This is a genomic window from Candidatus Darwinibacter acetoxidans (genome assembly GCF_041936445.1).
Taxonomy (GTDB): Bacteria; Bacillota; Limnochordia; order Darwinibacteriales; family Darwinibacteriaceae; genus DTU010.
Window position 1 is genome coordinate 18643 of record NZ_JBHGXH010000160.1, and the last position, 24290, is coordinate 42932.

General features: G+C 57.8%; 21 protein-coding genes. All 21 read right to left on the bottom strand.

Annotation, left to right across the window (positions count from 1 at the left end):
- Window positions 1-16: 16 nt before the first annotated feature.
- The 21 genes from ACE4YL_RS06115 to ACE4YL_RS06215 all read right to left on the bottom strand — a co-directional run bounded on the left by ACE4YL_RS06115 (window position 17) and on the right by ACE4YL_RS06215 (window position 23994).
- Window positions 17-1006 (bottom strand): ABC transporter ATP-binding protein, encoded by a 990-nt coding sequence (locus ACE4YL_RS06115; protein WP_461359522.1) that lies wholly within the window; start codon window positions 1004-1006, stop codon window positions 17-19.
- Window positions 1007-1008: 2 nt separating this feature from the next.
- Window positions 1009-1875, bottom strand: a complete 867-nt coding sequence (locus ACE4YL_RS06120) for an ABC transporter permease (RefSeq protein ID WP_461359521.1) — start codon at window positions 1873-1875, stop codon at window positions 1009-1011.
- Between the two features lie 2 nt (window positions 1876-1877).
- Entirely contained in the window at window positions 1878-2867 is a 990-nt protein-coding gene (locus ACE4YL_RS06125) for an ABC transporter permease (protein ID WP_461360427.1), read from the bottom strand.
- A 94-nt stretch (window positions 2868-2961) separates the two neighbouring features.
- Window positions 2962-4626: an ABC transporter substrate-binding protein gene (locus ACE4YL_RS06130; protein WP_461359206.1), complete on the bottom strand. Its 1665-nt coding sequence runs from the start codon at window positions 4624-4626 to the stop codon at window positions 2962-2964.
- Between the two features lie 276 nt (window positions 4627-4902).
- Complete coding sequence (locus tag ACE4YL_RS06135; RefSeq protein WP_461368383.1) at window positions 4903-5094, bottom strand: response regulator transcription factor; 192 nt, start codon at window positions 5092-5094, stop codon at window positions 4903-4905.
- The gene (locus ACE4YL_RS06140; RefSeq protein ID WP_461365437.1) at window positions 5066-5467 is read right to left on the bottom strand and encodes a response regulator transcription factor; all 402 of its coding nucleotides are present in this window, start codon (window positions 5465-5467) and stop codon (window positions 5066-5068) included. Before ACE4YL_RS06140 ends, ACE4YL_RS06135 begins: the two co-directional genes overlap by 29 nt.
- Window positions 5452-7287, bottom strand: coding sequence for an ATP-binding protein (locus tag ACE4YL_RS06145; RefSeq protein WP_461360426.1), 1836 nt, complete (start codon window positions 7285-7287; stop codon window positions 5452-5454). Before ACE4YL_RS06145 ends, ACE4YL_RS06140 begins: the two co-directional genes overlap by 16 nt.
- A gap of 74 nt (window positions 7288-7361) precedes the next feature.
- Window positions 7362-7604, bottom strand: a complete 243-nt coding sequence (locus tag ACE4YL_RS06150) for a hypothetical protein (RefSeq protein ID WP_461359203.1) — start codon at window positions 7602-7604, stop codon at window positions 7362-7364.
- Between the two features lie 214 nt (window positions 7605-7818).
- Window positions 7819-8931 (bottom strand): carboxypeptidase regulatory-like domain-containing protein, encoded by a 1113-nt coding sequence (locus tag ACE4YL_RS06155; protein ID WP_461359202.1) that lies wholly within the window; start codon window positions 8929-8931, stop codon window positions 7819-7821.
- 163 nt (window positions 8932-9094) lie between these two features.
- The gene (arfA, locus tag ACE4YL_RS06160; protein ID WP_461359201.1) at window positions 9095-10612 is read right to left on the bottom strand and encodes an arabinosylfuranosidase ArfA; all 1518 of its coding nucleotides are present in this window, start codon (window positions 10610-10612) and stop codon (window positions 9095-9097) included.
- A gap of 55 nt (window positions 10613-10667) precedes the next feature.
- Window positions 10668-12176: an L-arabinose isomerase gene (araA, locus tag ACE4YL_RS06165; RefSeq protein WP_461359200.1), complete on the bottom strand. Its 1509-nt coding sequence runs from the start codon at window positions 12174-12176 to the stop codon at window positions 10668-10670.
- 13 nt (window positions 12177-12189) lie between these two features.
- Window positions 12190-12879 carry an L-ribulose-5-phosphate 4-epimerase gene (locus ACE4YL_RS06170; RefSeq protein ID WP_461359199.1) on the bottom strand — a complete coding sequence of 230 codons (690 nt, stop codon included), beginning with the start codon at window positions 12877-12879 and terminating at the stop codon, window positions 12190-12192.
- Between the two features lie 15 nt (window positions 12880-12894).
- Entirely contained in the window at window positions 12895-14562 is a 1668-nt protein-coding gene (locus ACE4YL_RS06175) for a ribulokinase (RefSeq protein ID WP_461359198.1), read from the bottom strand.
- A gap of 111 nt (window positions 14563-14673) precedes the next feature.
- The gene (locus tag ACE4YL_RS06180) at window positions 14674-16620 is read right to left on the bottom strand and encodes a glycoside hydrolase family 127 protein (protein WP_461369374.1); all 1947 of its coding nucleotides are present in this window, start codon (window positions 16618-16620) and stop codon (window positions 14674-14676) included.
- Window positions 16621-16632: 12 nt separating this feature from the next.
- Entirely contained in the window at window positions 16633-17478 is an 846-nt protein-coding gene (locus ACE4YL_RS06185; protein ID WP_461367003.1) for a carbohydrate ABC transporter permease, read from the bottom strand.
- Between the two features lie 12 nt (window positions 17479-17490).
- On the bottom strand, window positions 17491-18369 hold the full coding sequence (locus ACE4YL_RS06190) for a carbohydrate ABC transporter permease (RefSeq protein WP_461367004.1): 879 nt from the start codon (window positions 18367-18369) through the stop codon (window positions 17491-17493).
- A gap of 61 nt (window positions 18370-18430) precedes the next feature.
- Window positions 18431-19657 carry an ABC transporter substrate-binding protein gene (locus tag ACE4YL_RS06195; protein WP_461367005.1) on the bottom strand — a complete coding sequence of 409 codons (1227 nt, stop codon included), beginning with the start codon at window positions 19655-19657 and terminating at the stop codon, window positions 18431-18433.
- Window positions 19658-19830: 173 nt separating this feature from the next.
- A complete protein-coding gene (locus ACE4YL_RS06200; protein WP_461367006.1) occupies window positions 19831-20850 on the bottom strand; it encodes a LacI family DNA-binding transcriptional regulator in 1020 nt (339 codons plus the stop codon).
- A 13-nt stretch (window positions 20851-20863) separates the two neighbouring features.
- Window positions 20864-21739 (bottom strand): carbohydrate ABC transporter permease, encoded by an 876-nt coding sequence (locus tag ACE4YL_RS06205; protein WP_461367007.1) that lies wholly within the window; start codon window positions 21737-21739, stop codon window positions 20864-20866.
- A 1-nt stretch (window position 21740) separates the two neighbouring features.
- The gene (locus tag ACE4YL_RS06210; protein ID WP_461367008.1) at window positions 21741-22640 is read right to left on the bottom strand and encodes a carbohydrate ABC transporter permease; all 900 of its coding nucleotides are present in this window, start codon (window positions 22638-22640) and stop codon (window positions 21741-21743) included.
- A 67-nt stretch (window positions 22641-22707) separates the two neighbouring features.
- The gene (locus ACE4YL_RS06215) at window positions 22708-23994 is read right to left on the bottom strand and encodes an ABC transporter substrate-binding protein (RefSeq protein ID WP_461367872.1); all 1287 of its coding nucleotides are present in this window, start codon (window positions 23992-23994) and stop codon (window positions 22708-22710) included.
- Window positions 23995-24290: the final 296 nt, after the last annotated feature.

Sequence of the window (24290 nt, forward strand, 5' to 3'; positions counted from 1 at the left end):
GGGATCTTTCTTATGCTCAGCCAACCCGTTCCCCTCCAATCTCCCGGTGGTGCCAGCAGGCAATGGTGTGTTCAGGCGTAATGGCCTCGGTCACAGGGGTCTGCTCGCAGCGCTCGGTGCGGTATGGGCACCTCTCCCTAAACCGGCAGCCCGGGCCAATCTCCAAAAGCTCCGGCGGCGTGCCCTTGATGCCCTCCAGCCGCTGGTCCTTGACCTGTACCCCCACCTTGGGCAGGGAGTTGAGCAGAGCCTGGGTATAGGGATGCCGGGGCTCATGGACGATGGTATCCACGGGGCCGGCTTCCACAATGTGCCCGCCGTACATGATCAGCAAGCTATCGGCGATCTGGTACAGGATGGCCAGGTCGTGGGTGATGAAGATGGCAGAGCCGATAATCCCCTCGTCCCGCAGCTGCACCAGGAGGCTGGCGGCGAAGCGCTGGGAGCTCACATCCAGCGCCGAGGTGATCTCATCGGCTATGATCAGTTCCGGATTGAGGATGGTGGAAACAACCATAATGGCCCGCTGCTTCATGCCCCCCGAAAGCTCAATGGGATACTGATCCAGCACCTTGGGATCTAGGTTCACAAAGCGCAGCCGTTCTTCCACCTTGGCCCAAAAAGCCCGGTCGGCGGGGATGCCGTGTTCCCGCACCAAGTCAGCAACGAATTCGCCCAGCTTCTTGGTGGGGCTCAGGGCGTCCAGTGCGTACTGGGGGATGATGGAGATCTTGCGCAGCCGCAGCTGGCGAAACTCTTCCCTGCCCATGGCCATGATATCCCTGCCCAGGAACAAAGCCTGGCCGGAAATGTGGGTCAGGGGCGGTTTGCGCAGCATAAGCGTGTGCGCTAAAGTGCTCTTGCCGCAGCCCGATTCCCCCGCGATACCCACAATCTCGCCCCGGCGCACCTGGAACGATACTCCATCCACCGCTTTCACATCGCCCTTGAGGATGCGGTAATAAGCCCGCAAATCCCGTACATCGAGAATCACTTCTGCTGCCATGGCTACAACTCCCTCAAACGCGGATTGAACACTTCATCAAGACCCGTGTTGATGAAGTACAGCGAGACAATGAGCAGGGTCAAAATGAGGCCGGGGATGATCGTCCACCACCACATGCCCAGATGCAGGGCATTCCAGTTCACGGCGTTTTGCATCACCAGTCCCAGGGAAATCCCCCGGGTGGGGCCCAAACCCAAAAACTCCAGGCCCACCGAGGATAGGATGGTGCCGTTAAACTGGAGGATGTAGACCATAAACACGTAGGAGAACATGTTCGCGGCGATATCCTCCCGGATAATGCGGAAAACCGGTGCCGCGGAGATCCGGGAGAGATTGACAAACTCCTGGCTCTTCAAAGACAAGGTCTGGGAACGCACCGCCCGGGCAGTCCAGGGCCAGGCGGTCGCCGCCACAATCAGGGATTGGGTGACAATGCCCCGGTAGGGCAGGTAGGCGGAAAGGATAATCAGCAGGGCCAGGGAGGGCAGGACCATGAACATGTTGGTGAGCATCATCAGCCCCTCATCGGGTGCCCTGCCGCTGAAAAAACCGGACACAAAGCCCACCACCAGCCCCACCGCGGAGGCGATGGTACCGGCCAGAAAGCCCACCAGCAGGGTGGAACGCAGCCCGTACACCACCTGGGTGAACACGTCCCTGCCCATGATGGTGGTACCAAACCAGTGCTCCTTGGAGGGGGGCCGGTAGCCAGGTCCGGCGAACTCCTCGTAGCCGTAGGGAGTGAACAGGGGCCCGAAAATCGCCAGGGCGACGATGGCCAGGAAAACCACAACACCGAAGATGACCTTTTTGTTGGTCACGGCGAAATACAGGTTTTCATGCCGCTTCCAAAAACCCTTAGCTGCCATCGTTACACCTCCCCGGCATAGGAATGGCGCACCCGCGGATCGATGATCATGTAGATGATATCCACGGTGAAATTCGCCACCAGCACCATAATGATCAAAAACAAGAAGCAGCCCTGAATGAGGAAGTAGTCATTTTGCTTGATGGCCTGCACCATGAGGTAACCCAATCCCGGGTAGGAAAAGACCATCTGGGTGAGGACCGCCCCGGAAACAATGGTCCCCAGGCTGATGGCCAGCCCCGTAACCTGGGGAAGAAGGCCGTTGCGGAAGCCATAGCGCCTGATCAGCCGCTCGCTCGCGCCCAAGGACTCCATGTACTTGGCGTAGTTGGTATTGGTCTCGTAGATGATCATGTTGCGCATGCCGATGGCCCAGCCCCCCAACTGCACCAGGAACAGGCTGAGAAAGGGCATGAACCAGTGCATGAAAAAGTCCAGGATGAACGCCCAGTTCCAGCCGGGCCGCATGGTGGCGCTGTAAGCGTGGCTAGTGGGGAAGATACCCAGGACAATTCCCAGCAGATAGGAGACCAGCAAGGCAAACCAAAAATACGGGGAGGAAGTGAGGAAGTAAAAGACCGGCATGAGGAAGTTGTCGGCCTTTTTGTTTACTCCGGAAGAGGCCCCCAGCTTGTTCCCGATGATCCAGCTGAGGATGATGGCCGGCACCAGAATAATGATGTCGTAGATGATGGCTTCGCGAATGATGTTCATAACCGGTTTAGGGTACTGGCTGATGCTGATGCCCAAATCCCCTGCAAACAGCGAACGCCAAAAGCCGAAGTACTGCTGGAGCAGGGGCTGATCCAAACCGAAGGTTTTCACAAAAAAGCTCTCCAGGATTTCCCTGCCCCCTTCGAGGAACGAAAACCGGGAAAGCAGCATGCTGATGGGATCTCCCGGCGCAAACCGCGGGACAGCCCAATTGAGCGTCACGGCAAAGAAAAAAGTGATGAGATAGATCACGATCTTCCGTGTGAGATAGCGACCCATGGTTACCCCTCCCTGTTGGGCAGACTGGTGTGGTTGGTGAAGTCCCGGCGGAAGCCGAGTTCCGCCGGGACAGCACTAACTGGAGTTTGCTGTGTTACTGTACGGGCTGGAGGTTGATGAGCATCTCGATGCCGCCGAACTGCCACTGGTTAGCCCAGGTGCAGGGGTAGCCCACTGGGTTGTTTTCCGTGGGCCAGTTGGTCCAGTACTGGGAAGTGCTCTGGGCCCACAGACCGTTGAGCCAGAAGGGGATGGAGGGCATCTCCAGAAGCAGGATCTTCTGGATCTCAGATGCCACTGCCAGCGACTCTTCGCTCATGGGCGGCAGCTGGTTGAACTTGAAGATCAGATCGAACAGCTCTTGGTTGTCGTAGCGTCCGAAGTTGCCTTCTGTGACATGGGTGCGGTTGATGTTGTGGTTAGCCACCCAGTTCCAGTAAGAATACGGCGAGCCGGAAATACCGCTTCCGTAGTTGTTGATGCACATGTCGAAATCACCGGTCTGGATGCGGTCGTTGTAGACACCGGCATCGGGGAAGGCCGGGTTGGCGTTGATGCCAATGGCCCTAAAGGCTTCGGAGATGATGCGGATGGATTCCATCCAGTCGGTCCAGCCAGAAGGCACGATGATCTCGAAGGACATGGGGCTGCCATCGGGCATATCTCTCCAGCCATCGCCATCGGCGTCCACATAGCCGGCCTCATCCAGCATCTGCTTGGCGATCTCCGGGTCATACCAGAAGCCGCACTCTTCAGCCACCTTGGCATCCCTGTAAGCCGTCCAGCCGCCAAAGAGGCCGGTGGGGTCAGCCACAGGTACCATGTGCTCGAAGACGCGCTCTACGATGATCTCCGGATTGACCGCGAAGGCCAGAGCCCTGCGGAACTTAGCATCATCCATGGGCTTCCGCTGAGCATTGAGGAAGAGCAGAGCCACGTTGGCGGAGATCATGTAGGGCGGTCCATCATACCAGGTGGTAAGTCCGTAGAGGTCCTTGATGGCAGGTACCCCAGGGATGAAGTAGTTGCTCAGATCCAGCGTCCGCTGCATGAGCATGCCCAAAGCCACGTTGTTTTCGTAGATGATCATGTCCACGATTTCCTTGGGTTTGGGCTGTCCGAAGACTGCATTGCCCCACCAGTTGTCGTCGCGCACCCATACGTTGCGGTCGGGACCAGCCAGGAGCTTCTTGTAAGGTCCGCTGCCGATGGGATCGTCGTTGGTGATCACCATCAGATCTTCCCCGGGTACATCCTTCCAAATGTGCTTGGGCAGGATGGCCCGGCTGTACATCTCAATCTGCCACTCTTGGTAGTTGGGGTTTTCAAAGACGAACTGGACGGTGTAATCGTCCACAGCCTTTACTTCGCGCAGCGTACGCCAGATGGGAGTGTAAGTGAGGTTGTTATCCCGAGCCAGTTCGTAGGTGAAGACCACATCTTCTGCAGTGAGGGCGTGGCCATCGGAGAAGTAGATGTTGCGGCGCAGCTTGACTTCGAACACGTTGTCCGAGATCCAGCCTCCGCTCTCCGCCAGCCAGGGCTTGTGCTCGTTGGTGAGGGGACTGTAGGCAAAGAGTGTTTCATAGACCAACCCCAGCGTGCCGTTGGCGTTATTGGCATACAGGGGATTCCAGCTGGTGGCCTGAGCCCAGGTTCCGCCGCCTACAATCAGTGTTTCATAGCGCTCGGCTGCCCAGGCTGCGCAGCTCAACACGAACAACAAGACAACAGCCAACACGATCCATCTTGCCTTCATGCATCACACCTCTCCTTTAGTGTTTTATGTCTAAATCCCTTGCGGGATCAGGACACCCACACCGAGCACGGAAAGTGGGCAGCTGGATAAATAATTATTGGCAAAGTTAAAATAGCAGCATGTTTTTATTTATACATTCTGTTTGCAGCAGTCAAATCCTTCCCAATGGACAAATTGTTCACAACTTTCCCTGCTTACGCCCTTGGGGCGGCGCCGTCAAAAAAGACCCGCGGGCACACGACCGCTGGGCCTTTACGCTGGCTTTTGGCGAACTATTTACATCAAGAACTCCCTAATCTCATTGCGCCGGGAGATTCCCAGCTTGTTGAAGATCACCGAGCTTACTTTCTTCACGTAATTGTAGGAGTAATGCAGGTGTTCCGCGATTTCCGCGTTGGTGTAGCCCTGGGCCATGACCTTGGCCACCGCCAGTTCGGTGTCATTGAGCTTGCTGCGCAGGGATTCCACCTTTTCCGGATCCAGGCTGCGCACCTTTCTGCTTTAAGCGGGCCAGCAGGATTTCCTTGACGAAGGGTTTGGTGATGTAGTCCACCGCACCCGCGGTCAGGCCCTTCAGCTCATATTCCGTCGCGGTCAGTCCGGTCAAGAAGATCACCGGGATGTCCGGATCCAGCTCCTGGAGTTTGCGCAGGGTGGCGTAGCCGTCCATTTTCGGCATATCGATGTCCAGCAGGATAATATCCGGCCTGGGTCCGTTGGCCACACAGGATACAGCCTCCCAGCCGGAGCGGGCCAGCATAACCGTGTATTCAGATTTGAGGAGCTGCTCCGCCATTTTGAGCAGCATTACATCATCATCAACCACTAAGACTCTAGACACGTTTCCACCTCTTTCAAACCAGCAATGACCCGTTCCCAGGTGAACATGAGCAGGGACACGGCCTCTTGGGCATACTGGGTATCCCCCCGGCGCAGGTGCTCTTCCATGGTGGCAGCTTGCTGGGACAGCTCCACTGCGCCGATGGCCAGCGCTTTGCTCTTGAGGGAATGGATAACGTAGAGCAGATTCTCGAAGTCCTCCGCGTCCATCAAGGCGCGGATCTCTTCCCTGCCCTCGTCGGAGTGCTCACGGAAGATCTGGCTCAGGGCTTTGTACTGCTCCAGATCACCATTGACGTATTTCAACCCCTCCGTTACGGAGACACCATAGGGCAGGAGCGTCCGGTGGAGTTCCGCCTCGATTTGGGCATCGACCATGGTGCGCCTGGGCTTGACCTCCACCACCTCCTTGGGCAGCAGCTGCAGCAGCACCTGCTGCAGCTGGTTCCAGATCAAGGGCTTGGTCAAAAAGGCCGCAAATCCCGCCTCCATTAGCGTCTCTTTGGTCCCGGGCAGGATATTGGCGGTCACCGCGACCACGGGCGTGTCGATCCCCCGCTGCCGCAGAAGCCGTAAAGTCTCCAGTCCGTCCAGCTCCGGCATCATGTAATCCATGAGGATCAGATCGTAGCTGTGGCGCTCCGCGAGGGCCAGGCACTGCCGGCCGCTGAGGGCGGTGTCCACCTGCATCAGGCTTTCTTTCAGGAGAGTCTTGGTCACCTCCAAGTTCTCCTTGTTGTCATCCACAATCAGCACCTTGGCCGCGGGCGCCACAAAGCTTGTCCGCTCTAAAGTCACCGCAGCCTGCTGGGATTCCCACTGCCCCAAAGGCGTGGGATCCACCACGTCTTGGGGAATCTCCACCGTAAAGGTGCTGCCGTAGCCCACTTTGCTCTCCACGTAGATCTTGCCGCCCATCAGTTCGGTGAGCTCCCGGGCAATGGCCAGTCCGAGGCCCGACCCTTCGATGGCCCTCTGGGCTGCCGCTTCCGCCCGGGTGAAGGATTCGAAGAGGCGGTCCAGATCGCCTGGATCGATGCCGATCCCCGTATCCTGCACGGAGATGCAAAGCACCGTCTGGCCCTCCACCTCCTTGCAGCTGACTCCCAAGGTGACAAACCCCTCGTTGGTGTACTTCACGGCATTGGACAGGAAGTTGACCACCACCCGCTTGATGTGGAGGGAGTCGCCGTAAAAGGCGCTGGGCAGATTGCGGTCCACCTGGGTCTGGAACACCAGCCCTTTTCTGGCGGCGCTTTCCCGGCCAATCACCACCAGGTCAAAGATGAGGTCCACCGTCTTGTAGTTCTCCTCCATGAGCTCCAGCTTGCCCGATTCGATTTTGGCCAGATCCAGGATGTTGTTGATCAAGCTGAGCAGGGTCTTGCCCGCGATCTGGATGTTCGAGGCGTAGCGGCGGATCTGATCGGAAGTGCTTTCCCTTAGGATCATCTCATTCATGCCCAGGATCACGTTGATGGGTGTGCGGATCTCGTGGCTCATGTTGGTCAAGAAGGTGGTCTTCACCTTGCTCAAGGCCAAGGCTTCCTCCCGGGCCCTTTCCAGTTCCCGCTGCTGTTCATAGTTGAGGCGGATGTGATAGTGCATGATGATGCCCAGGGCAATGCTCACAGTGACGAAGGAGAGGACCACATCCTGGAGCCTGCCGATCTCGCTGTCGAAGTGCCGGATATAGGTGGGGTAGAGGTAGGCGAAAACGCTGATTCCCACATAAAGGGCCAGTTCCAACCCTGTGACGATGCAGGCCAGGCGCCCCCTGAGCATAAACACGGAAATGGTCACGGCGAACACGAAGAACACCGGCATGCCGCCCCGATACCCGTCCGAAACGAAGAAGGCTGCGGGAAAAAGGATCATGAAGATGCAGATCACGGTCAAAAGGTAGGCGAGGCGGTAGTTCCGGTCCGGCGGGAAAGATAGAGGAGTCCAAAGGAAACTGCGGCCAATGCCATGTTCACCAGGAAATGCACGGGCCCTGCCCCTGTGAGCACAGTTCCGGCGGCCATGGTCAAACTGATGACAATGCCGCCAATGGCCAGGAGGTTAAACAAGCGCTCCCTTAAATCGAGATGCCTTCCGAAAAACTTCTCCACGAATACCTGCCTTACCGCTTTCATGGCCTTACCCCATTTTTGGGAAAATCTTCTTATAGATAATCTTACACCAACTTAGCCAGGGTATAAAGCCTCCCGGGGCTACCTCTCTCCTGAACAGGGGAAGCAGCCCGAACCGTGCCTGTGTTCGAGCTGCTTCCCGGTGACCTTGGAGAGATCATGAAGAGTTGTTGGCACTGTCTTGCTCTGCTGCCTCCGGCTAGCAGTCGTCAACACCTCAACCTTCAGCAATACTTGCAACTTCAGGTTCTACGTGAATCAGCTCCTTGGTTCCATCCTCATGTACCCGCACAGTGGTGATGTAAACCGGCAGGTCCTGATCATCCTCGGTAAGTTCCACTGCGGTAATCGACTCGCTGCGCGTGTCTGCGGTGGCATCCACAATCACCTTAACCTGGGCCTGGATCGGTTCCGCAATATGCCAAGCCGATATCCAGATGTGGTAATCCCCCGGCGTCATTTCCTCTAAGTATAAACCATCCCAACCCCTTGGACCATAACCATCCCAATCGAGAACAGGGTTCTGGGCAGGGCCTTCGCCGAAGTCCTCCGGCTGTGACCAGTAAGAGAGGTGGCGGTCTTCGGTGTACCAATCGAAGACATTGCCCTCGTCGCTCTCCCGCTTAAACAAGTGCAGATCCAGGTCGGCATCCTTGTCCCAGCTCAGCAGCACCCGCAAATCCAAACGCTCCACGTCAAAATCGATGGTGTACAGTTTGCTGGTTCTGGCCCAGCCTGCGCTGTCCCAGACCCGCAGCTGCACGGTGTTGGTGCCCGGCTCCAGGGGCAGTCCTGCGGCCCCCATCCACATCTCCCGGTACAGCGCCGAACCGATGACGACTCCGTTGAGCACCGCCTCCACAGAGTCAATCTCCACAGCATCCGGGTCGGCAAACAAGAAGCGCAGGTAGTAGAGGATTTCCGCCCGGGGCGCGGTGGTGCCCTCACCGGCTTTCAACACAGCTCCCTCGCCATCAACGAAATGGAAACCACTGTCCCTGAGCACCGGAAGGGGCGACACTAAACCCACATCCACGGTGCTGTCTTTCCTCAAGTTCAGCTGAACAGAGGCGGGCTCATATCCCGCCAGCTCCACCTGGAGCAGCTGCTCTCCCCCGGGAACCTCAGCAAAGGCATACTGCCCCCGGGCATTGGTTACGGTGCGCTGTTCACCCAGCGTCACGGCTGCCCCTGCCAGGGGATTACCGCTGTCTTCCTCCCACACAGTTCCGCTCACAGTGTACACACCCAGCTCCCCATCGCAGCCTACCAAGGCCGCCGCCAGGATGACAAGCAAGGCGAGCACAAAATAGGGCTTTCCTTTGGCCAACTCGTCCTCTCCTTCCTTAGCGAGCCCGCTGCTCGCCTAGTTACCGCCCTTTCACCCCAATTTTAACGCTTTTTTTACCCGAAGAGAAGTTACCGCGAGTTACCTTTGCTCTAGCAAACAAGCCCGGCATGGGTACCGGGCTGATCACAACTTGTCCAGCTGGCTATGCCTTTTTGGCCAGCCTGATCACATTCCAGGACTGTTTGGGCAGAAGGGCGCTGAGCTTGCCCTCGCTGATCTGGGCATTGCCGCCTAAGTGGGGCACCACGTTGTTGGGCTGATCCGCGGTGTTGGCAGCCTTGAGATCCTCGTGGGTCAGCACGATGTGCTCCACCACCTCGTAGCCGCAGAAGCCCCGCAGATCACCTGTGAACTCCAGACCGCCTTCCAGATTGCGGTTCACGGCAAAGATGGTCAGCTCTTCCTTCTCCTCGTTGAACACCCCGATGGCATCCAGGTAGGGCACATCGGTGAAGTCCTTGCTGTCGTATTTATCCGACTTGATCACAGGCAGAAGGGCCGTTCCCCTTCCGTAGAGGGAGGCATGCATGAAGGGATAGAAGGTGGTCTGCCGCCAGGCAGGGCCGCCGGTTTGGGTCATGATGGGAGCGATCACGTTCACCAGCTGCGCCAGGCAGCCGATCTTCACCCGGTCTGCCCGCCTGATCAGGCTGATGAGCATGCTGCCCACCACCAGGGCGTCCTCCAGGTTGTATACATCCTCCAAAAGCGGCGGGGCAACCGTCCAGGGCTCCACCTTTTTGTCGGCCTCGTTGGAGTGGTACCAAACGTTCCACTCATCGAAGGAGAGGTGGAGCGTCTTCGAGCTGCGCTTCTTGGCCTTGATGTAATCGCAGATGGCGATGACCGAGTTGATAAACTGGTCCATATCCAGAGTGCGGGCCAGGAAATTCGGTGTGTCGTTATCCCGGTTGCCGTAGTAGGTATGGAGGGATATGTAGTCCACATGGTCGTAGGTGAGATCCAAAACCTCGGCTTCCCACTGGGCGAAGGTGGGCATACCCCGGCCGGAACTGCCGCAAACCACGAGCTCAATGGAGGGATCAACCCACTTCATCACCTTGGCGCTCTCTAAGGCGATGCGCCCGTATTCGTAGGCGGTCTTGGCACCGATCTGCCAGGGGCCATCCATCTCATTGCCCAAACACCACAGTTTAATCCCGTGGGGCTGGGCATAGCCATGCTTGATGCGCAGGTCGCTGTAGTAGCTGCCGCTGGGGTGATTGCAGTACTCAACCAGGTTGCGGGCGGCATCTACTCCCCGGGTACCCAGGTTAACCGCCATCATCACCTGGGAACCGGCCTTGCGGGTCCAGTCCACAAACTCGTTGACCCCCACCTCGTTGGGCTCGATGGTACGCCAGGCCAGATCCAAACGGCGGGGGCGCTGGTCTTTGGGCCCTACCCCATCTTCCCAGTTGTAGCCGGAGACGAAATTCCCGCCGGGATAGCGGATCACAGGAATATCCAGTTCCCGCACCAGGGACAGCACATCACCCCGAAAACCCTGTTCGTCCGCGCTGGGATGCCCCGGCTCGTAAATGCCCCCGTAGATGGACCTGCCCAGATGCTCCACAAAGGCTCCGTACAAACGGGGATCGATCTCGCTGATTTGAAAGTCCTTCTCCAGGATCATCTCCGCTTTGCGCACAACTTCCATTTATCTCACCTCCGTGTTTTTAAACCTCCCCGGAGGATCCGGGGAGGTTGGCCGTTTAGATTCCCCTGGCCAGATGGTAGTAGATCTCGCCAAGGCGCAGGTCCTGTTTGAACTTCCTGATCTCTGTCTCTTCGTTGATCAAGACGTACTCGATACCAGCGATCTCGCAGTAATCCTCCACATACTTGCTGGTCAATGCCTGGGTAAACACGGAGTGGTGGGCGCCTCCCGCCAGGATCCACGCTTCCGCCGCCACCTTCAAATTGGGCTTGGGATCCCACAGCACCCTGGCCACAGGCAGCTTAGGCAGATCCGCAGGCGGATCCACCACTTCCACTTCGTTGACCACCATGCGGAAGCGGTTGCCCAAATCGATCAAGCTCGCGCAGATAGCCGGGCCCGCTGGGGCTGTGAAAATGAGGCGTGCGGGGTTTTCCTTGCCGCCGATGGAAAGGGGCTGCACATCCAGGACAGGCTTATCTTTGGCGATGGTTTCGCACACTTCCAGCATGTGCGCGCCGAGAATCCTCTGCCCCGCGGGATCCAGGTGGTAGACGTAATCCTCCATAAAGGAAGTGCCCCCCTTGAGCCCTGCGCTCATCACCTTCATGGCCCGCAGGAGCGCCGCGGTCTTCCAATCGCCTTCAGCGCCGAAGCCGTAGCCGTCCTTCATCAACCGCTGCACGGCCAGGCCCGGCAGCTGCCGCAGACCGGTGAGATCCTCGAAGTTGGTGGTAAAGCCCTTGAAGCCTCCATCTTTGAGGAAGGCCCGCAGCCCAGCCTCGATCCGGGCCGATTCTTTCAGGTACTCCCTGAACTCTCCGCCTTCCTTGACCCGGTCGGTTAGGTTGTAGCTCGCTTCATACTCTTCCAGGAGGGCTTGGATCTGCCCCTCGCCCACCTCATCCACGTAGGAGGTGAGATCGCTCAGCGAATAGCCGTTCACTTCGTAGCCGAACTGGATCTGGGCGGCTACTTTATCGCCTTCCGTTACCGCCACATCCCGCATGTTATCGCCAAAGCGGGCGATCTTGGCCCCCTGGCCGTCCTGCCAGGCCGCAGCCACCCGGCACCAGGCGCCGATGGCCGCCAGGGCTTCCGGATCCTGCCAGTGGCCCACCACGATCTTGCGGTTCTTGCGCATCCGGGTGTTGATGAAGCCGAACTCCCTGTCGCCGTGCGCGGATTGGTGCAGGTTCATGTAGTCCATGTCGATGCTCTCCCAGGGGATATCCCGGTAGAACTGGGTGTGGAAGTGGAGGTACGGCTTGCGCAGTTCCCCCAGCCCGGCGATCCACATCCTGGCTGGCGAGAAGGTGTGCATCCACAGGATCAGGCCGATGCACTTCTCATGGGCATTGGCTTCCTGAATCAGCCGGCGGATGGAGCTGGAGTCGGTCATGACCGGTTTGTACACCACGGTCACGGGGATTTCCGGCCGTTCGCCCAGGCTCTTGGCGACCTTTTCCGCATCTTCCCCCACCTGCCTTAAGGCTTCTTCGCCGTAGAGGTGCTGGCTGCCCGTGACAAACCACACTTCATAGTCTTTGAAATTGAAATCCATCGCTTCAACCTCCCTATTTTTGACCGTAATAAGCACCGGGGCCGTGCTTGCGCAGATAGTGCTTTTCCAGGACATGCCGGCTGATGGGCCGGTCGTGGCCCGTAAGCAGCCTGGTGAAATAAGCCATTTCTGCCACCTGCTCCAAAACCACGCTGTTGTGCACCGCTTCGTGGCAGTCTCTGCCCCAGGTGAAGGGGCCGTGTTCCGCCACTAAAACTGCGGGCATCTCCAGGGGGTTGATCCCTTGGAAACGCTCCACGATCACCCTGCCTGTGTTCAGCTCATAGGCCTGCGCCACTTCTTCTTCATTGAGGATGCGGGTGCAGGGAATCTCCCCGTAGAAGTAATCGGCATGGGTGGTACCCCGGCAGGGAATACCCCTGCCGGCTTGGGCCCAGATCGTGGCCCATTTGGAATGGGTGTGCACCACGCCGCCAATCTCGCTGAATTTTCGGTACAGCTCTAAGTGGGTGGGGGTATCGGAGGAAGGGCGCAGCTTACCTTCCACGATCTTGCCCTCCAAATCCAAAACCACCATCTTCTCCGGCGTGAGCTCTTCATAGGCCACACCGCTGGGTTTGATCACCACCAGGCCCCGCTCCCGGTCAATGCCGCTCACGTTGCCCCAGGTGTAGATGACCAGCCCCTGCCTCTGCAGCTCTTGGTTGGCCAGCATAACCTGCTCTTTGAGCTCTTGCAGCATGGCTTCCCTCCTCGCCTACAAAGACCGCAGCGTACCGGCTAGAAGCTCGCCGATCTCCAGGTACTTCTTGTACAGCTCGGCGTAGCGCCGGCTGCTTTCTGGATCGGGCTGGTACACCTTGGAATAGCCGCTGAGCATGGCATCCTGCGCGGCATACACATCGGCGTAGTGCCCCGCGGCAACTGCGCCAAACATGGCCGCGCCCAGGGCCACCGCCTGCCCGGAGCGGACTACCTTAATGGGCATGCCCAGTACATCCGCTGAAACCTGCATGACAAACTCGTTCTTGCCGGGGATGCCGCCTTGGGCGATCACTTCTTTGATCTCCACACCCTCTTCCCGGAAGCGATCCACAATGGCCTTGGCGCCAAAGGCGGTGGCTTCCACCAAAGCCCTGAAGATCCGGGGGGCATCGGTGCCCAAGGTGAGCCCCACCAAAGCTCCCTTCAGCTCTTGATCGGCAAAGGGGGTGCGCCTGCCGTTGAGCCAGTCCAGGGCCACCACTGTGGTGGTTGTGGGATCCACCTTGGCGGCCTCTTCCGTCAGCTTAACCAGGATCCTATCCTTAGCCTTCGCCAGGACCTCTTCACCCAACCCCAGCTCTTCCCCTAAGGTCTCCCAGGGCCAGAGCAGGACATTTCTGAACCAGGCGTAGACATCGCCAAAGGCCGACTGACCGGCTTCCAGGCCGATCATGCCGGGAATGACCGAACCGTCCACCTGCCCGCAGATGCCCTCAACCAAGGTTTGGCCCAGTTCATCTTTGGAGGCCACCATCACATCACAGGTGGAGGTACCCATAATCTTCACTAAAGTATGTTCCCTGATGCCGCCGCCCACGGCGCCCATGTGGGCATCAAAAGCACCCACCGCCACGGCGACGCCCGGGGGAAGGCCCAGCCTAGCCGCCCACTCTTCCGTGAGCTCGCCGGCCTTTTCATCGGAGGTGTATGTTTCCTCAAACATCCGCTCCCTGACACCCTTCAGGAGGGGATCGAGTTTAACCAGAAACTCCTCCGAAGGCAGTCCGCCCCACTCCGGATGCCACATGGCCTTATGCCCTGCGGCGCAGCGGCTGCGCTTGAGGACTTTCGGATCGGTTGTCCCAGTGAGTACCGCGGGAATCCAGTCGCACACTTCCACCCAGGAATGGGCGGCCTGGCGCACCTTTTCATCTACCCGCAGGATGTGCAGAATCTTCGCCCAGAACCACTCGGAGGAGTACACGCCTCCTTCGTACTTGGTGTAATCCACGCCGCCCCAGGTCTTGGCCAGCTTGTTGATCTCCGCAGCCTCCTGGACGGCGGTGTGATCCTTCCAGAGGATGAACATGGCATTGGGGTTATCCCGGAACTCATCAAGAAGGGCCAGTGGTGTGCCGTTCTCGTCCACCGGCGCGGGAGTGGAACCCGTGGTGTCTATGCCGATGCCGATGACGTTTTCCGCCACCTCGGCCGGCAGCTTCTTCAGGGCGCCGGTGATGCACTCTTCCAGGCTTTCCAGATAGTCGAGGGGATGGTGGCGGAACTGGTTCTTCGCCGCATCGGAGTACAAGCCCTCGGACCAGCGCTTGTAGTGGGCTACGTCGCTGGCCAGCTCCTCACCGGTTTCCGCGTTCACGACCAGAGCACGTGCGGAATCAGTGCCGAAGTCTACGCCGATTACGTACTTCACTTCACTCATCTCAGCACCTCGCTTGCAAGAAGTTCCGAAAAGGAGCGGCCCTCGCAGCCGCACCCTGTCTTAATTGTTCTTCTATTTAGACTCAACACTTCCTGCTTAAGCCCTCTAAAATCACCCTTCTCCTTCCGCCCTCATCCAAACCAGCATGGCCCCGGGCCTGCGGTTGTCCCAGGCGAAATAGGGGATGGCTTTGATGGTCACCGCCGTCCGCCGGGGCTTTTCCGTGGTATAGAGTTGGCTGCCCGCTGCTTCCAAGCGGAAACCCTGCGCAGAGATGGCCGGAACGCCCAGCTCCGGCTCGCGGGCCACCTGGAAGCGTGGCTCCCGGGCCAGCAGCAGAGAGTGGAGGTCGGGGCCGTTATCCACTTCCTCCAAGCAGTAGATCACAGGGCCCCTCTGCAGAGCGATGCGGCCCGCGGCCTCCCGCACCTTGGGATGGGCGTAGACCTTTTCCACGGGCATGGCCAGATCCAGCTCCACCCGATCCCCTGCCCGCCAGGTCCTGGTGAGAACCAGGTAGCCCCGGTGGGTGTGCCCGGCCAGGTCGGAAAGCACTTCTCCGTTCACTTTGACTTCCACCTGCCTGCACCAGCCGGGCAGGCGCACATGGAGGCTGAACGGGGCCTCTCCTTCCAGGTCCAGATCCAACTGCACCCGGCCATCCCAGGGATAGTCGGTGGTCTGGCGGAGCCCCACCTTTTTCCCGGCGGCGGGGAACTCCACTGCACTGTCGGCGAAGAAGTGCACAAACAGTCCCTGGGGTCCGCAGCTGTAGATGTAGTGGTGAAGGGAGGTTAAAAGCCGCGCCAGATTAGGCGGGCAGCAGGCGCAGGCAAACCAGCCTTGGCGGGTGGCTTTGACATGGCGGTGATCATGGCGGGCCCGGCACACCGCGGGGTCAACCTCCAGGGGGTTGACGTAGAAGAAGCGGTCCCCTTCCCAGGACATGCCGCTTAGAATACCGTTGTACAGCGCCCGCTCCATCTCATCCGCGTATCTGTTATCCGGCTCCAGCTGCAGCAGGCGGTGCCCCCAGAAAAAGAGCCCGATGGCCGCGCAGGTCTCGGCGTAGGCCCTGCTGCTGGGGAGATCGTAGTCAATGGTAAAACCCTCGCCGTGGGCCTGGGAGCCAATCCCGCCCGTGATGTACATGCGGCGGCTGACCATGTTGTCCCACAGGGTCTTGCTTACCTGCAGCAGCTGGGGATCGCCTGTTTCCTGGGCGAGATCCGCCACCGCGCTGAACAGGTACATGGCCCGCACCGCATGCCCCTCCACCGTGGTCTGTTCCCGCACCTGCAGGTGGGCTTGGTTATAATCCAGGCCGAACAGGCCCCAATTGGGGGAGCGCTGCGGGCCCCGGGCCCGGGCTTCCTCTTCGAAGTAGTTGGGCTGTTTCCCCCGCTCCTCCACGAAGAACTGGGCGAGCCTCAAGTGCCGCTCATCCCTGGTCACCCTGTAGAGCCTGATCAGGGCCAGCTCGATCTCTTCATGGCCAGGGTAACCCTTTTTCTTTCCCTCTTCCGGGCCGAAGATGGAATCGATGTGCTCAACCAGCTTGCAGACCACCTGCAGGAGCTTGTCCTTCCCCGTGGCTTCGTAATAGGCCACGGCCGCTTCGATAAAATGGCCGGCGCAGTACAGCTCATGGTTTTCCGCCAAATTGGTCCAGCGGTTTTCTGGATCCACGATGGTGTAATACGAGTTGAGGTAGCCATCGGGCTGCTGGGCCCGGGCCACCAGATCGATCACTTCATCCGCGGTGGCCTCCAGCTGGGGATCGGGATGGGTCGCCAGACTGTAGGCCACTGCCTCCAGCCATTTGGCCACATCGCTATCTTGAAAGACCATGCCCTTGAACTCACCAGTCTTTTCACCCGCGGCGATGCGCAGATTTTCTATGGCATGACTCGGCTCCCCATCGGGGAGCAGGTCATTGAGGGCCTTCCACTGGTAAGGGATCATCTTCTCCCTGACCACCGCGGCCCGATCAGCCAGCAGGCCTCCCTTGAGCACTGTGTTCTTACAAGGGAGTAGTACGTCGAGTTTCACAGCCATACCCCTTTCTCACTATTTTATGGCTCCACGGGTTAATCCAGAGACAATGGCCCTTTGCGAGAACAAGACGATGATTACAGCCGGGATGACCATGGTTACCCCCAGGGCGCTGATCAGCTCCCACGGCCTGCCGTAGGGTGTCCGGGCTTGGAATACCTCGGTCACCGCCACGCTCAGTGTTTTCGCCTGGGGCGTCGAAGTAAAGACCAGGGGGTAGATGAGGTTGTTCCAGGCGTTGATAAAGTTGATGGCCAGCATGGTGGCGATGGAGGGCTTCATCACAGGAAGTACGATGTACCACAGCCGCTGGATCAGGTTGGCCCCGTCCACGATGGCCGCCTCCTCCATCTCCAAGGGAACCCGCTGGACGAAGGAAACCAAGGTCCAAACGGTAAAAGGCAGGAGCACACTGCTCATGACCACGATCAGTCCCCGGACCGTATTGATCAGGGACAGATCCCGCAGGATGCGGAATAAAGGTACAACCGTGGTGATCTCCGGCAGAGCCATGGACAAAACCAGGGCCAGAAGCAGCAGCCCGCTGCCGGGCACTGGATAGCGGGCAAAGCCGTAAGCGGCCAAAAAGGCCAGGAACACCGTGAGGAACGTGGCCCCGGTGGCAAAGAGTACCGAGTTCCGTAGGTACTCTGTGAACGGTAGCTGGGAGATGAGCATCGCGAAGTTCTCCAGAGTCGGCCTGGGGAAGTACCGCGGGGGAATGCTGAACAGCTCATTCTTATCAGTTAAGGACGAGATGGTGATCCAGTAAAAGGGCAGAAGCGAGAGGAAGACAAAAACCACAACCGACAGGTAAAGCCCAAACCGCCCTAAGCCCCTGCGCAGTGTATGTTTGCTCACAGCCACCCCTCCTTACAAAGAAAGCCCGTAGTGGCGGAACAAGGCCAGGCCGAGGATACCCACTATAGCCACTACAAAGATCAGAATAACTCCCAAAGCGGAAGCCATGCCCCAGTTGAACCAAAGGATACCCTGCTGGAACACGGTGTAAGAGAGCACCGTCGTGGCCAGGCCGGGGCCCCCGTGGGTCATACCCAGCATGAGATCGAAGTTGGCCAGCTGCCAGATGAAGGAAAACAGTCCCAAAGTCAAGAGCAGGCTCATGCTGATGGGTAGGGTAATATGGCGGAAATTCTGGAAGGCCGTGGCCCCATCGATGCGGGCGGCCTCATAAAGCTCCGCCGGAACGCTCTGCAGCCCCGCCAGGAGCACCACCGCCATGAAGGGGGTATTCTTCCAGACGTTAACCAAAATCACGCACAGCCTGGCCGTTGCCGGATGAACTAAAAGCTCGTATTTGTTTCCTGTGAGCCTGAACAGCCAGTCCGTGACCAGACCGTACTGATCATCCAGCATCCAGCGAAAGGCCAAACCCGCCACAATGGTGGGGATGGCCCAGGGAATCAGGTTAATCGTGCGCACCAGGTTGCGCCCGGGGAACCGGGCGTTGAGCATGCTGGCCACGCCCAGACCCAAAATCAGCTGCAGGGCCACTGAGGCGAGGATAAAAATAAGAGTAAAATACATGATATCGTGATTACTCTGGTCCGCAAGCAGCCGCTGAAAATTCCTCAATCCCACAAACTGCCGGGTGTTGGTGAGCAGATCCACCTTGAAAACGCTGAGGTACAGGGTTTCCAGGACGGGGTAGACAGCCGTCAGGAAACGGAGCAGAATGGCAGGGCCCACCAAGACGAAAAAGAGGAAGTAGCGCTTTTTTGTACTGACCATTGTTGCCCCCTCGCTCGTGCCGGGGGCGGCGGGAAAACCCGCCACCCCAGCGCAAAATCAACTAGAGATCGTCAAATCGCTGCCGGGCCCGGTTCAGGGTCTCTTCCAGGGTGATCTGGTTGGTGAGGTAAGCAGAGGCGATATCCTCCAGGACCGTGCCGGCCTCCAGGAACCTGGGATGGAAGGGCCGGGGCTTGATGACGCCTTCCGCGGAGTACCAAGCCATGTACTTAGCGATGCCCTCATCGCCTACTACCTCCAAGATGGACTTGCGTGGGCTCAGCCACCACACGCTCATCTGGGCCAGCTTCGGTGCGTTCTCAATCGAGGTCATAAACTCGATAAAGGTTTTGGCTGCGTCGATCTTGGTAGAGGTCTTGGGAATGGACCATCCCCAGGCGGCAGCATAAGTTGCCCTCCCACCAGGACCCTCGAGAGGCAAGGCAATGGCCATCTTATCCTCCTCAAACCATTCGGGATCGGAGCGGCCCACATCCCAGAAGTACGGCCACTGGCGCATCATGATCACGCGGTCATTCATGTAGTCTTGATTGAGGGCGTCGAAGTCGCGGTTGAGGGCGGCCACTGGGAAGATTGCGTGCTCGTACATCAAATCATGCAGGAACTGGAGTGCCGTCTCGAACTCCGGCCCGAGATCGAAGGCATTGCCACCCGCTTGCAGCGTCCAGTAGCCCAGATTAACCATGAGATAAGCACCCTTGGCCATGCCGTCGGAAATAGCCCAGACGCCATCATCGGTGAGCTGCTTGCCCACTTCAATGAGCTCTTCCCAAGTCTGGGGCACCTCTAAGCCCAGCTCATCTAAAATATCCTTGCGGTACCAGAAATACTGGGCCTCGAAATTGTGGGGCATGCGGTAGAGCTGGCCGTCATGCCTGTGCCAGACCTCGATCATATCCAGCATATCCTGGGGGAAATCTGTCCAAAATTCGTCGTCGAACAGCTCATCCAAGGGCACCAGCCAACCCGCCCGGGACATGCTGATGAAGCATTCGTCTTCCAGAGCGATTACGTCATAGGGCGTGGTGCCGGCCATGATGGCACTGGTCATCTGGGAAAGAAAATCAGGGGCGGCTCCCGGCCGGACCTGTACTTCCACCTCAATGCCGGTCTTCTCGGTAAAGCCCAGCTCCTCTAGGGCCCGGATGGTGTCTTCCAGGGCCCAGCCGCCAACAGCTACTGTGATTTTCTCGGCCGCGCTGACCCCGCTTCCCAACATACTTAACACCAGGACAGCAACTGCGAGCAGCAAAGCTCTGTTCTTCATGCAGATACCTCCCGTTTGATTGGCCTAAGTTTCACTGTACAGGAGAAAACAACAACCCTACACAGCCTTTGCAGTATCACCTCCCGTCCAAGAAGCAGGAAGCACGAGGCAGGAACCAGGATTTGCTGTCCGTTCCTTGTTCCTTGCTGCCTTCGACTTGTCCCTTGCCCCTGCTACCTGCTGTTCGCCGCGCATGAGCCGCGGATAATGAGCTTGCAGGGTACATAAGCCGAATCGATAAGCGTTTCGCCCCGCTCTACGCAGTCGATGAGCATTTTTGCCGCGGTGGATCCGATCTCCGCCATGGGCAGCCTTACTGTGGTGAGGGGGGGCTTTAGAAAGCGCGCCATATCCCGATCGTCGTAGCCCACAACCGACACATCCTCAGGCACCCGCAGGCCCAGGTCAGTTACGGCGTCGATGACCCCGCTGGCCATGACATCGTTGGCCGCGAAAACGGCTGTGGGCGGGTCGGACAGAGCTAGAAACTCCCGCGCTGCCTTGTAGGCGCTGGCGGGCTCTTCCCATTCGCCGTTCTTTACCAAGGCGGGATCAAAGGCAATGCCGTGCTCCTCCAGGGCCTTCTGGTAGCCCTTAATTCGCTCCCGGGAGGGGATGACGTTCTCCGGGCCGTTGATGTAGCCAATGCGCCGATGGCCCAGGCTCACCAGGTAGTCCACGGCCTGCTGGGCGGCGTCCGCGTCGGCGGATAGCACCGAGTTTTTCTTGGTGTAGGGCGAAAAAGAGTAGGCATAGACAATGGGCAGATCCGGCTTGATCAACTCCTGGGTGTAGGAGGAGACAAAGGAGGCGGCAAAGATAATCCCGTCTACCTGGCGCTGAACCAGCATTTCTATATAGGCTTTCTGGCGGTCGAACTCGTAGCCGCTGTTACAAACCAGAGCGTTGTAGCCCCGGGAAAAGGCGTACTGCTCGATGGCTTTGAGCATGGAGGGCAGAAAGGGCGTATCGATGTCGTCTGTGATTACGCCGATACAATGACTCTTTTTTGTCTTTAGACTGCGGGCCACCCGATTGGGTTTGTAGTTAAGCTCCCTGGCTGCCTGCAGTACCCTCTGCCTGGTCTCTTCCCTGATGTGGTGCGTCTGGTTATTCAACACTCGCGACACTGTGCTGCGGGACACTTGGGCTCTCTTTGCTACGTCAGAAATAGTTATCAAATTCAGCTCCACCTCCTGTGCAAAGTCAACCCTTGATGCTTCCCATGGTCATACCTTCGATGAAATACCTCTGGGTGAAAGCAAACAAGATCAAAAGGGGGATGACGGAAAAACAAGCTCCAGCAATCAAGATATCGTAGTTGTTGCCGTAGGGCGTAAGCAGGGTATTCAGGCCGATGGCCAGAATGTATTTCTTCCCCGAACGCAGAACCAAAAGGGGCCAGAGGAAGTTATTCCAGCTGTGCATGCCCACCAAAATGGCCATCGCCGCGAAGGCGGGTTTCATGATGGGTATTATCAAGCGGAAGAAAATACCGTACTCGCTGGCCCCGTCCACCCGTCCAGCGTCCACAATGTCCTGAGGAATGGACAGCAGGAACTGGCGGAAGAAAAAGATGGTGGAGGCATGAGCCATAAAGGGCAGGACGATCCCCCAAAAACTGTCCAGAAGCCCCATGGCGCTGGCCTGGGCATACATGGGCAGCATGAGGATTTCAAAGGGGATCATCAGAATAACGAGGATGCAGGTGAAAATGGCATTTCTCCCCCTGAAGCGGTACGCAGCTAGACCGTAGGCCACCCAGGAGCTCACAAAGAGGGTGAATCCGGTCTGCATCACGGTTAGGATCACGCTGTTCCGGTACCAGAGCAGATAGTCATGGGGCAGATACTGCCCGGTTCTGGTGATGCCCGTAAACAGGTACTTGTAATTGGCTAAGGACATAACGTCCCAATCGAGCCGCAGGTTCAGCCCAAAGCGGATCAGCTCATCGCCGGGCTTAAAGGAAGCCAGGAGTATGGCGGCAAAAGGCAGCAGCACCACAGCGGAAATGAGAAGGAAAAAGAGGAGCATGACCAAGCGGACGGAAGCCTGCATGCTGGTGTGTTTTCTGGCAGCCATATCAATCCCGCTCCTTTCCAAAGACTCCTGTGATGCGCAGCTGGATGAAGTTGATGATCGAAGCAACCAGCAAAAGTACCAGTCCCACCGCTGAAGCGAAACCCATGCGGTTCTGCTCCCAACCCTGGCGGTAGAGGTAGCCCACAATGGTCAAGCCGATGTTGCGGGGAGAGTTGTTCCCGGCCCAGAGCATGTAGCTTTCGGTGAACATGGCCAGACCCGCGTAGATACTGATGGTCAGGACGTAAATAATCGTGGGTTTGACTAATGGCACCGCCAGGTGACGGAACCTCTGCCAGCCATTTGCCCCGTCGATTTCCGCCGCTTCATACATCTCCAGGGGGATGTTCTTCAGAGCGGCCAGATAGTACAGGATGTTCACGCCCGTCCAGCGCCAGCAAGCCATGAGCACCAGCGCCGCCATGCCCGTCTCCTTCTGCCGCAGCCACTTTATGGGCTCAAGGCCAAAGAAGGCCCGCACCGTGTTCATAAACGAACCGGGCAGCTCGCCGAACATCAGGCGAAAGATGGTGCCCGCGACCACCACGTTGACCAGGATGGGCAAAAAGAGAACACCCCTGAAAAACTCGGAGGCCACCATCAGCCTGCTGTTGAGCATATAGGCTAGAACCAGGGGCATGGGAATCAGGATCAGCACAGTCCAGAACATATAGCGGAAGCTGTTGCCCACCGCCGTGCGGAAAATCCTATCGCCTAAAAGCCGCTGGTAGTTCTTCCAGCCCACGTTGGTGACCATACCCGGCAGGACTTCCTGAAAGCTCATGCGTATAGTGGTAAGGACGGGATAGACAAAAAAGATGAGGAAGGTCAGCACAAAGGGCAGTACAAAAACGTATGGCGCTGCTTTCTGGTTATAGAGAAACTTGCGAATCCTGGTCACTTTACCACGCACCCTTGCAGAACTTGCGGGGAGGGAAAGAGCTTCCCTCCCCCGAAGTTGAGACAGCCTAGAAGATCTGGTTTTCGATGTCGTACTGGGCGTTCTCTAGAACTTCCGCGGGATCCAGCAGATCCTCAAACAGCTCGTTGAGCATTACCGTGGTCAGATACTGGTTGATGGTGGGCGAAATAGATGTGGAGCGAACCATCATGATCTCATCTTTGATCTCCAACAGTACGTCGAAGGCGTTCGTGAGGAAGTACTGGTTATAGCGGTTTTCAGGATTATGGGTCATCTCCCGATCCGTCCAAAGCGCGGTATTGCAGGGATCGAAGCCCATGTCTTCCCAGATCATGCGGTTGGCGTCTTCAGAAAGCTTCGCGTAAGCTACGAACTCCCCAGCGAGTTCTTTGTTGCTGGCGAAGTTGGTGACAACAGTGCCCGTACCTCCCAGGCCCACGGAGCGGGGCATGCCTTCTTCAAAGACGGGCATGGGTGCTATGGCCATCTTCTGATACATACTGGGCATTTCATCCACAAAGCGGCTCATGAACCACTGGGGCATGATCACGCAGGCCACATTGCCCTGGTCGATGAAGCCTTTACCGCCTTCGGTGTCGGGCTGGCCATCTGGGCAGGTGGTCATGATTCCTTCCTTGACCATGTTCTGCATGGTGGTCACGGCTCTAAGCATCTCCGGCGTATTGATCAGGGGCCGTTCGTCTTCGGAAACCAGGTCCGTCCCTTGCTGGGCCAGCATGGCGGTGACAGTCCAGGCCGCGCTGGTCTCGGCGATACCCATGAACTTATCGGGATGGACCTGTTTCAATTTGCGGCCGGCTTCGGCGAAGTCGTCCCAGGTCTTGATCTCACGGTAGTCGATGCCAGCGCTCTCCAAAATCTCCACATAGTAGAAGGCCATGGTGGCCCCCACATGGGTAGGCGCGCCGTACATATTGCCGTCCTTGGAATAGATACCAAGGCGTGACGGGACAATGTCGTCGATATAGGCTTCGAAATATGCGTTGAGCGGCATGAGCTGGGGAACTCCCATGAGGTAGTTGGGGAAACGGCTGATCTCGATATCGCAGATGTCCGGAGCTCCCACACCAGACTGCAGGGCGATCTGCAGCTTGTTGTGCATGTCGTCGTAGGGCATTACGCTGGATTCTAGTTCGACTGGGCGATCGGGATGCAGTTCGTTCCACTTCTCCGCCATTACATCGAAAAAGCGGGCATGCTGGGGAATAAACGTCCAGAACGTGAACTTTGTGACGTTAGCAGCCGCAGGCCCTGAGAAGGCGAACCAAAGGGCCAAAAACAACACAAGCATCGATAGGGTCGATCTTTTCATTGTTCTCCTCCCTTAATCGGATTGGCTTATGGGTTTGTCTATGCTTCACCCGAGCACGCGCTGCGTGCACCTCCTTCCACCCCACAGTTTAGCCAACGGTCCGGGGAACTGCCTGCCCACTCGGGTTGCACAACAAATCGCCTGCTTTCCGCAATCGATTTCAGAAATCGATCCCGAACCTTGTCAAAAAAACAATGATACCAACCATATATTAACTCCAAGGCATGTTTTTGTCAACTACGTTAGCGAGTTTTTGCAGGCTCATTGTAGAATGAAATGCAACACGAAGAAATGAA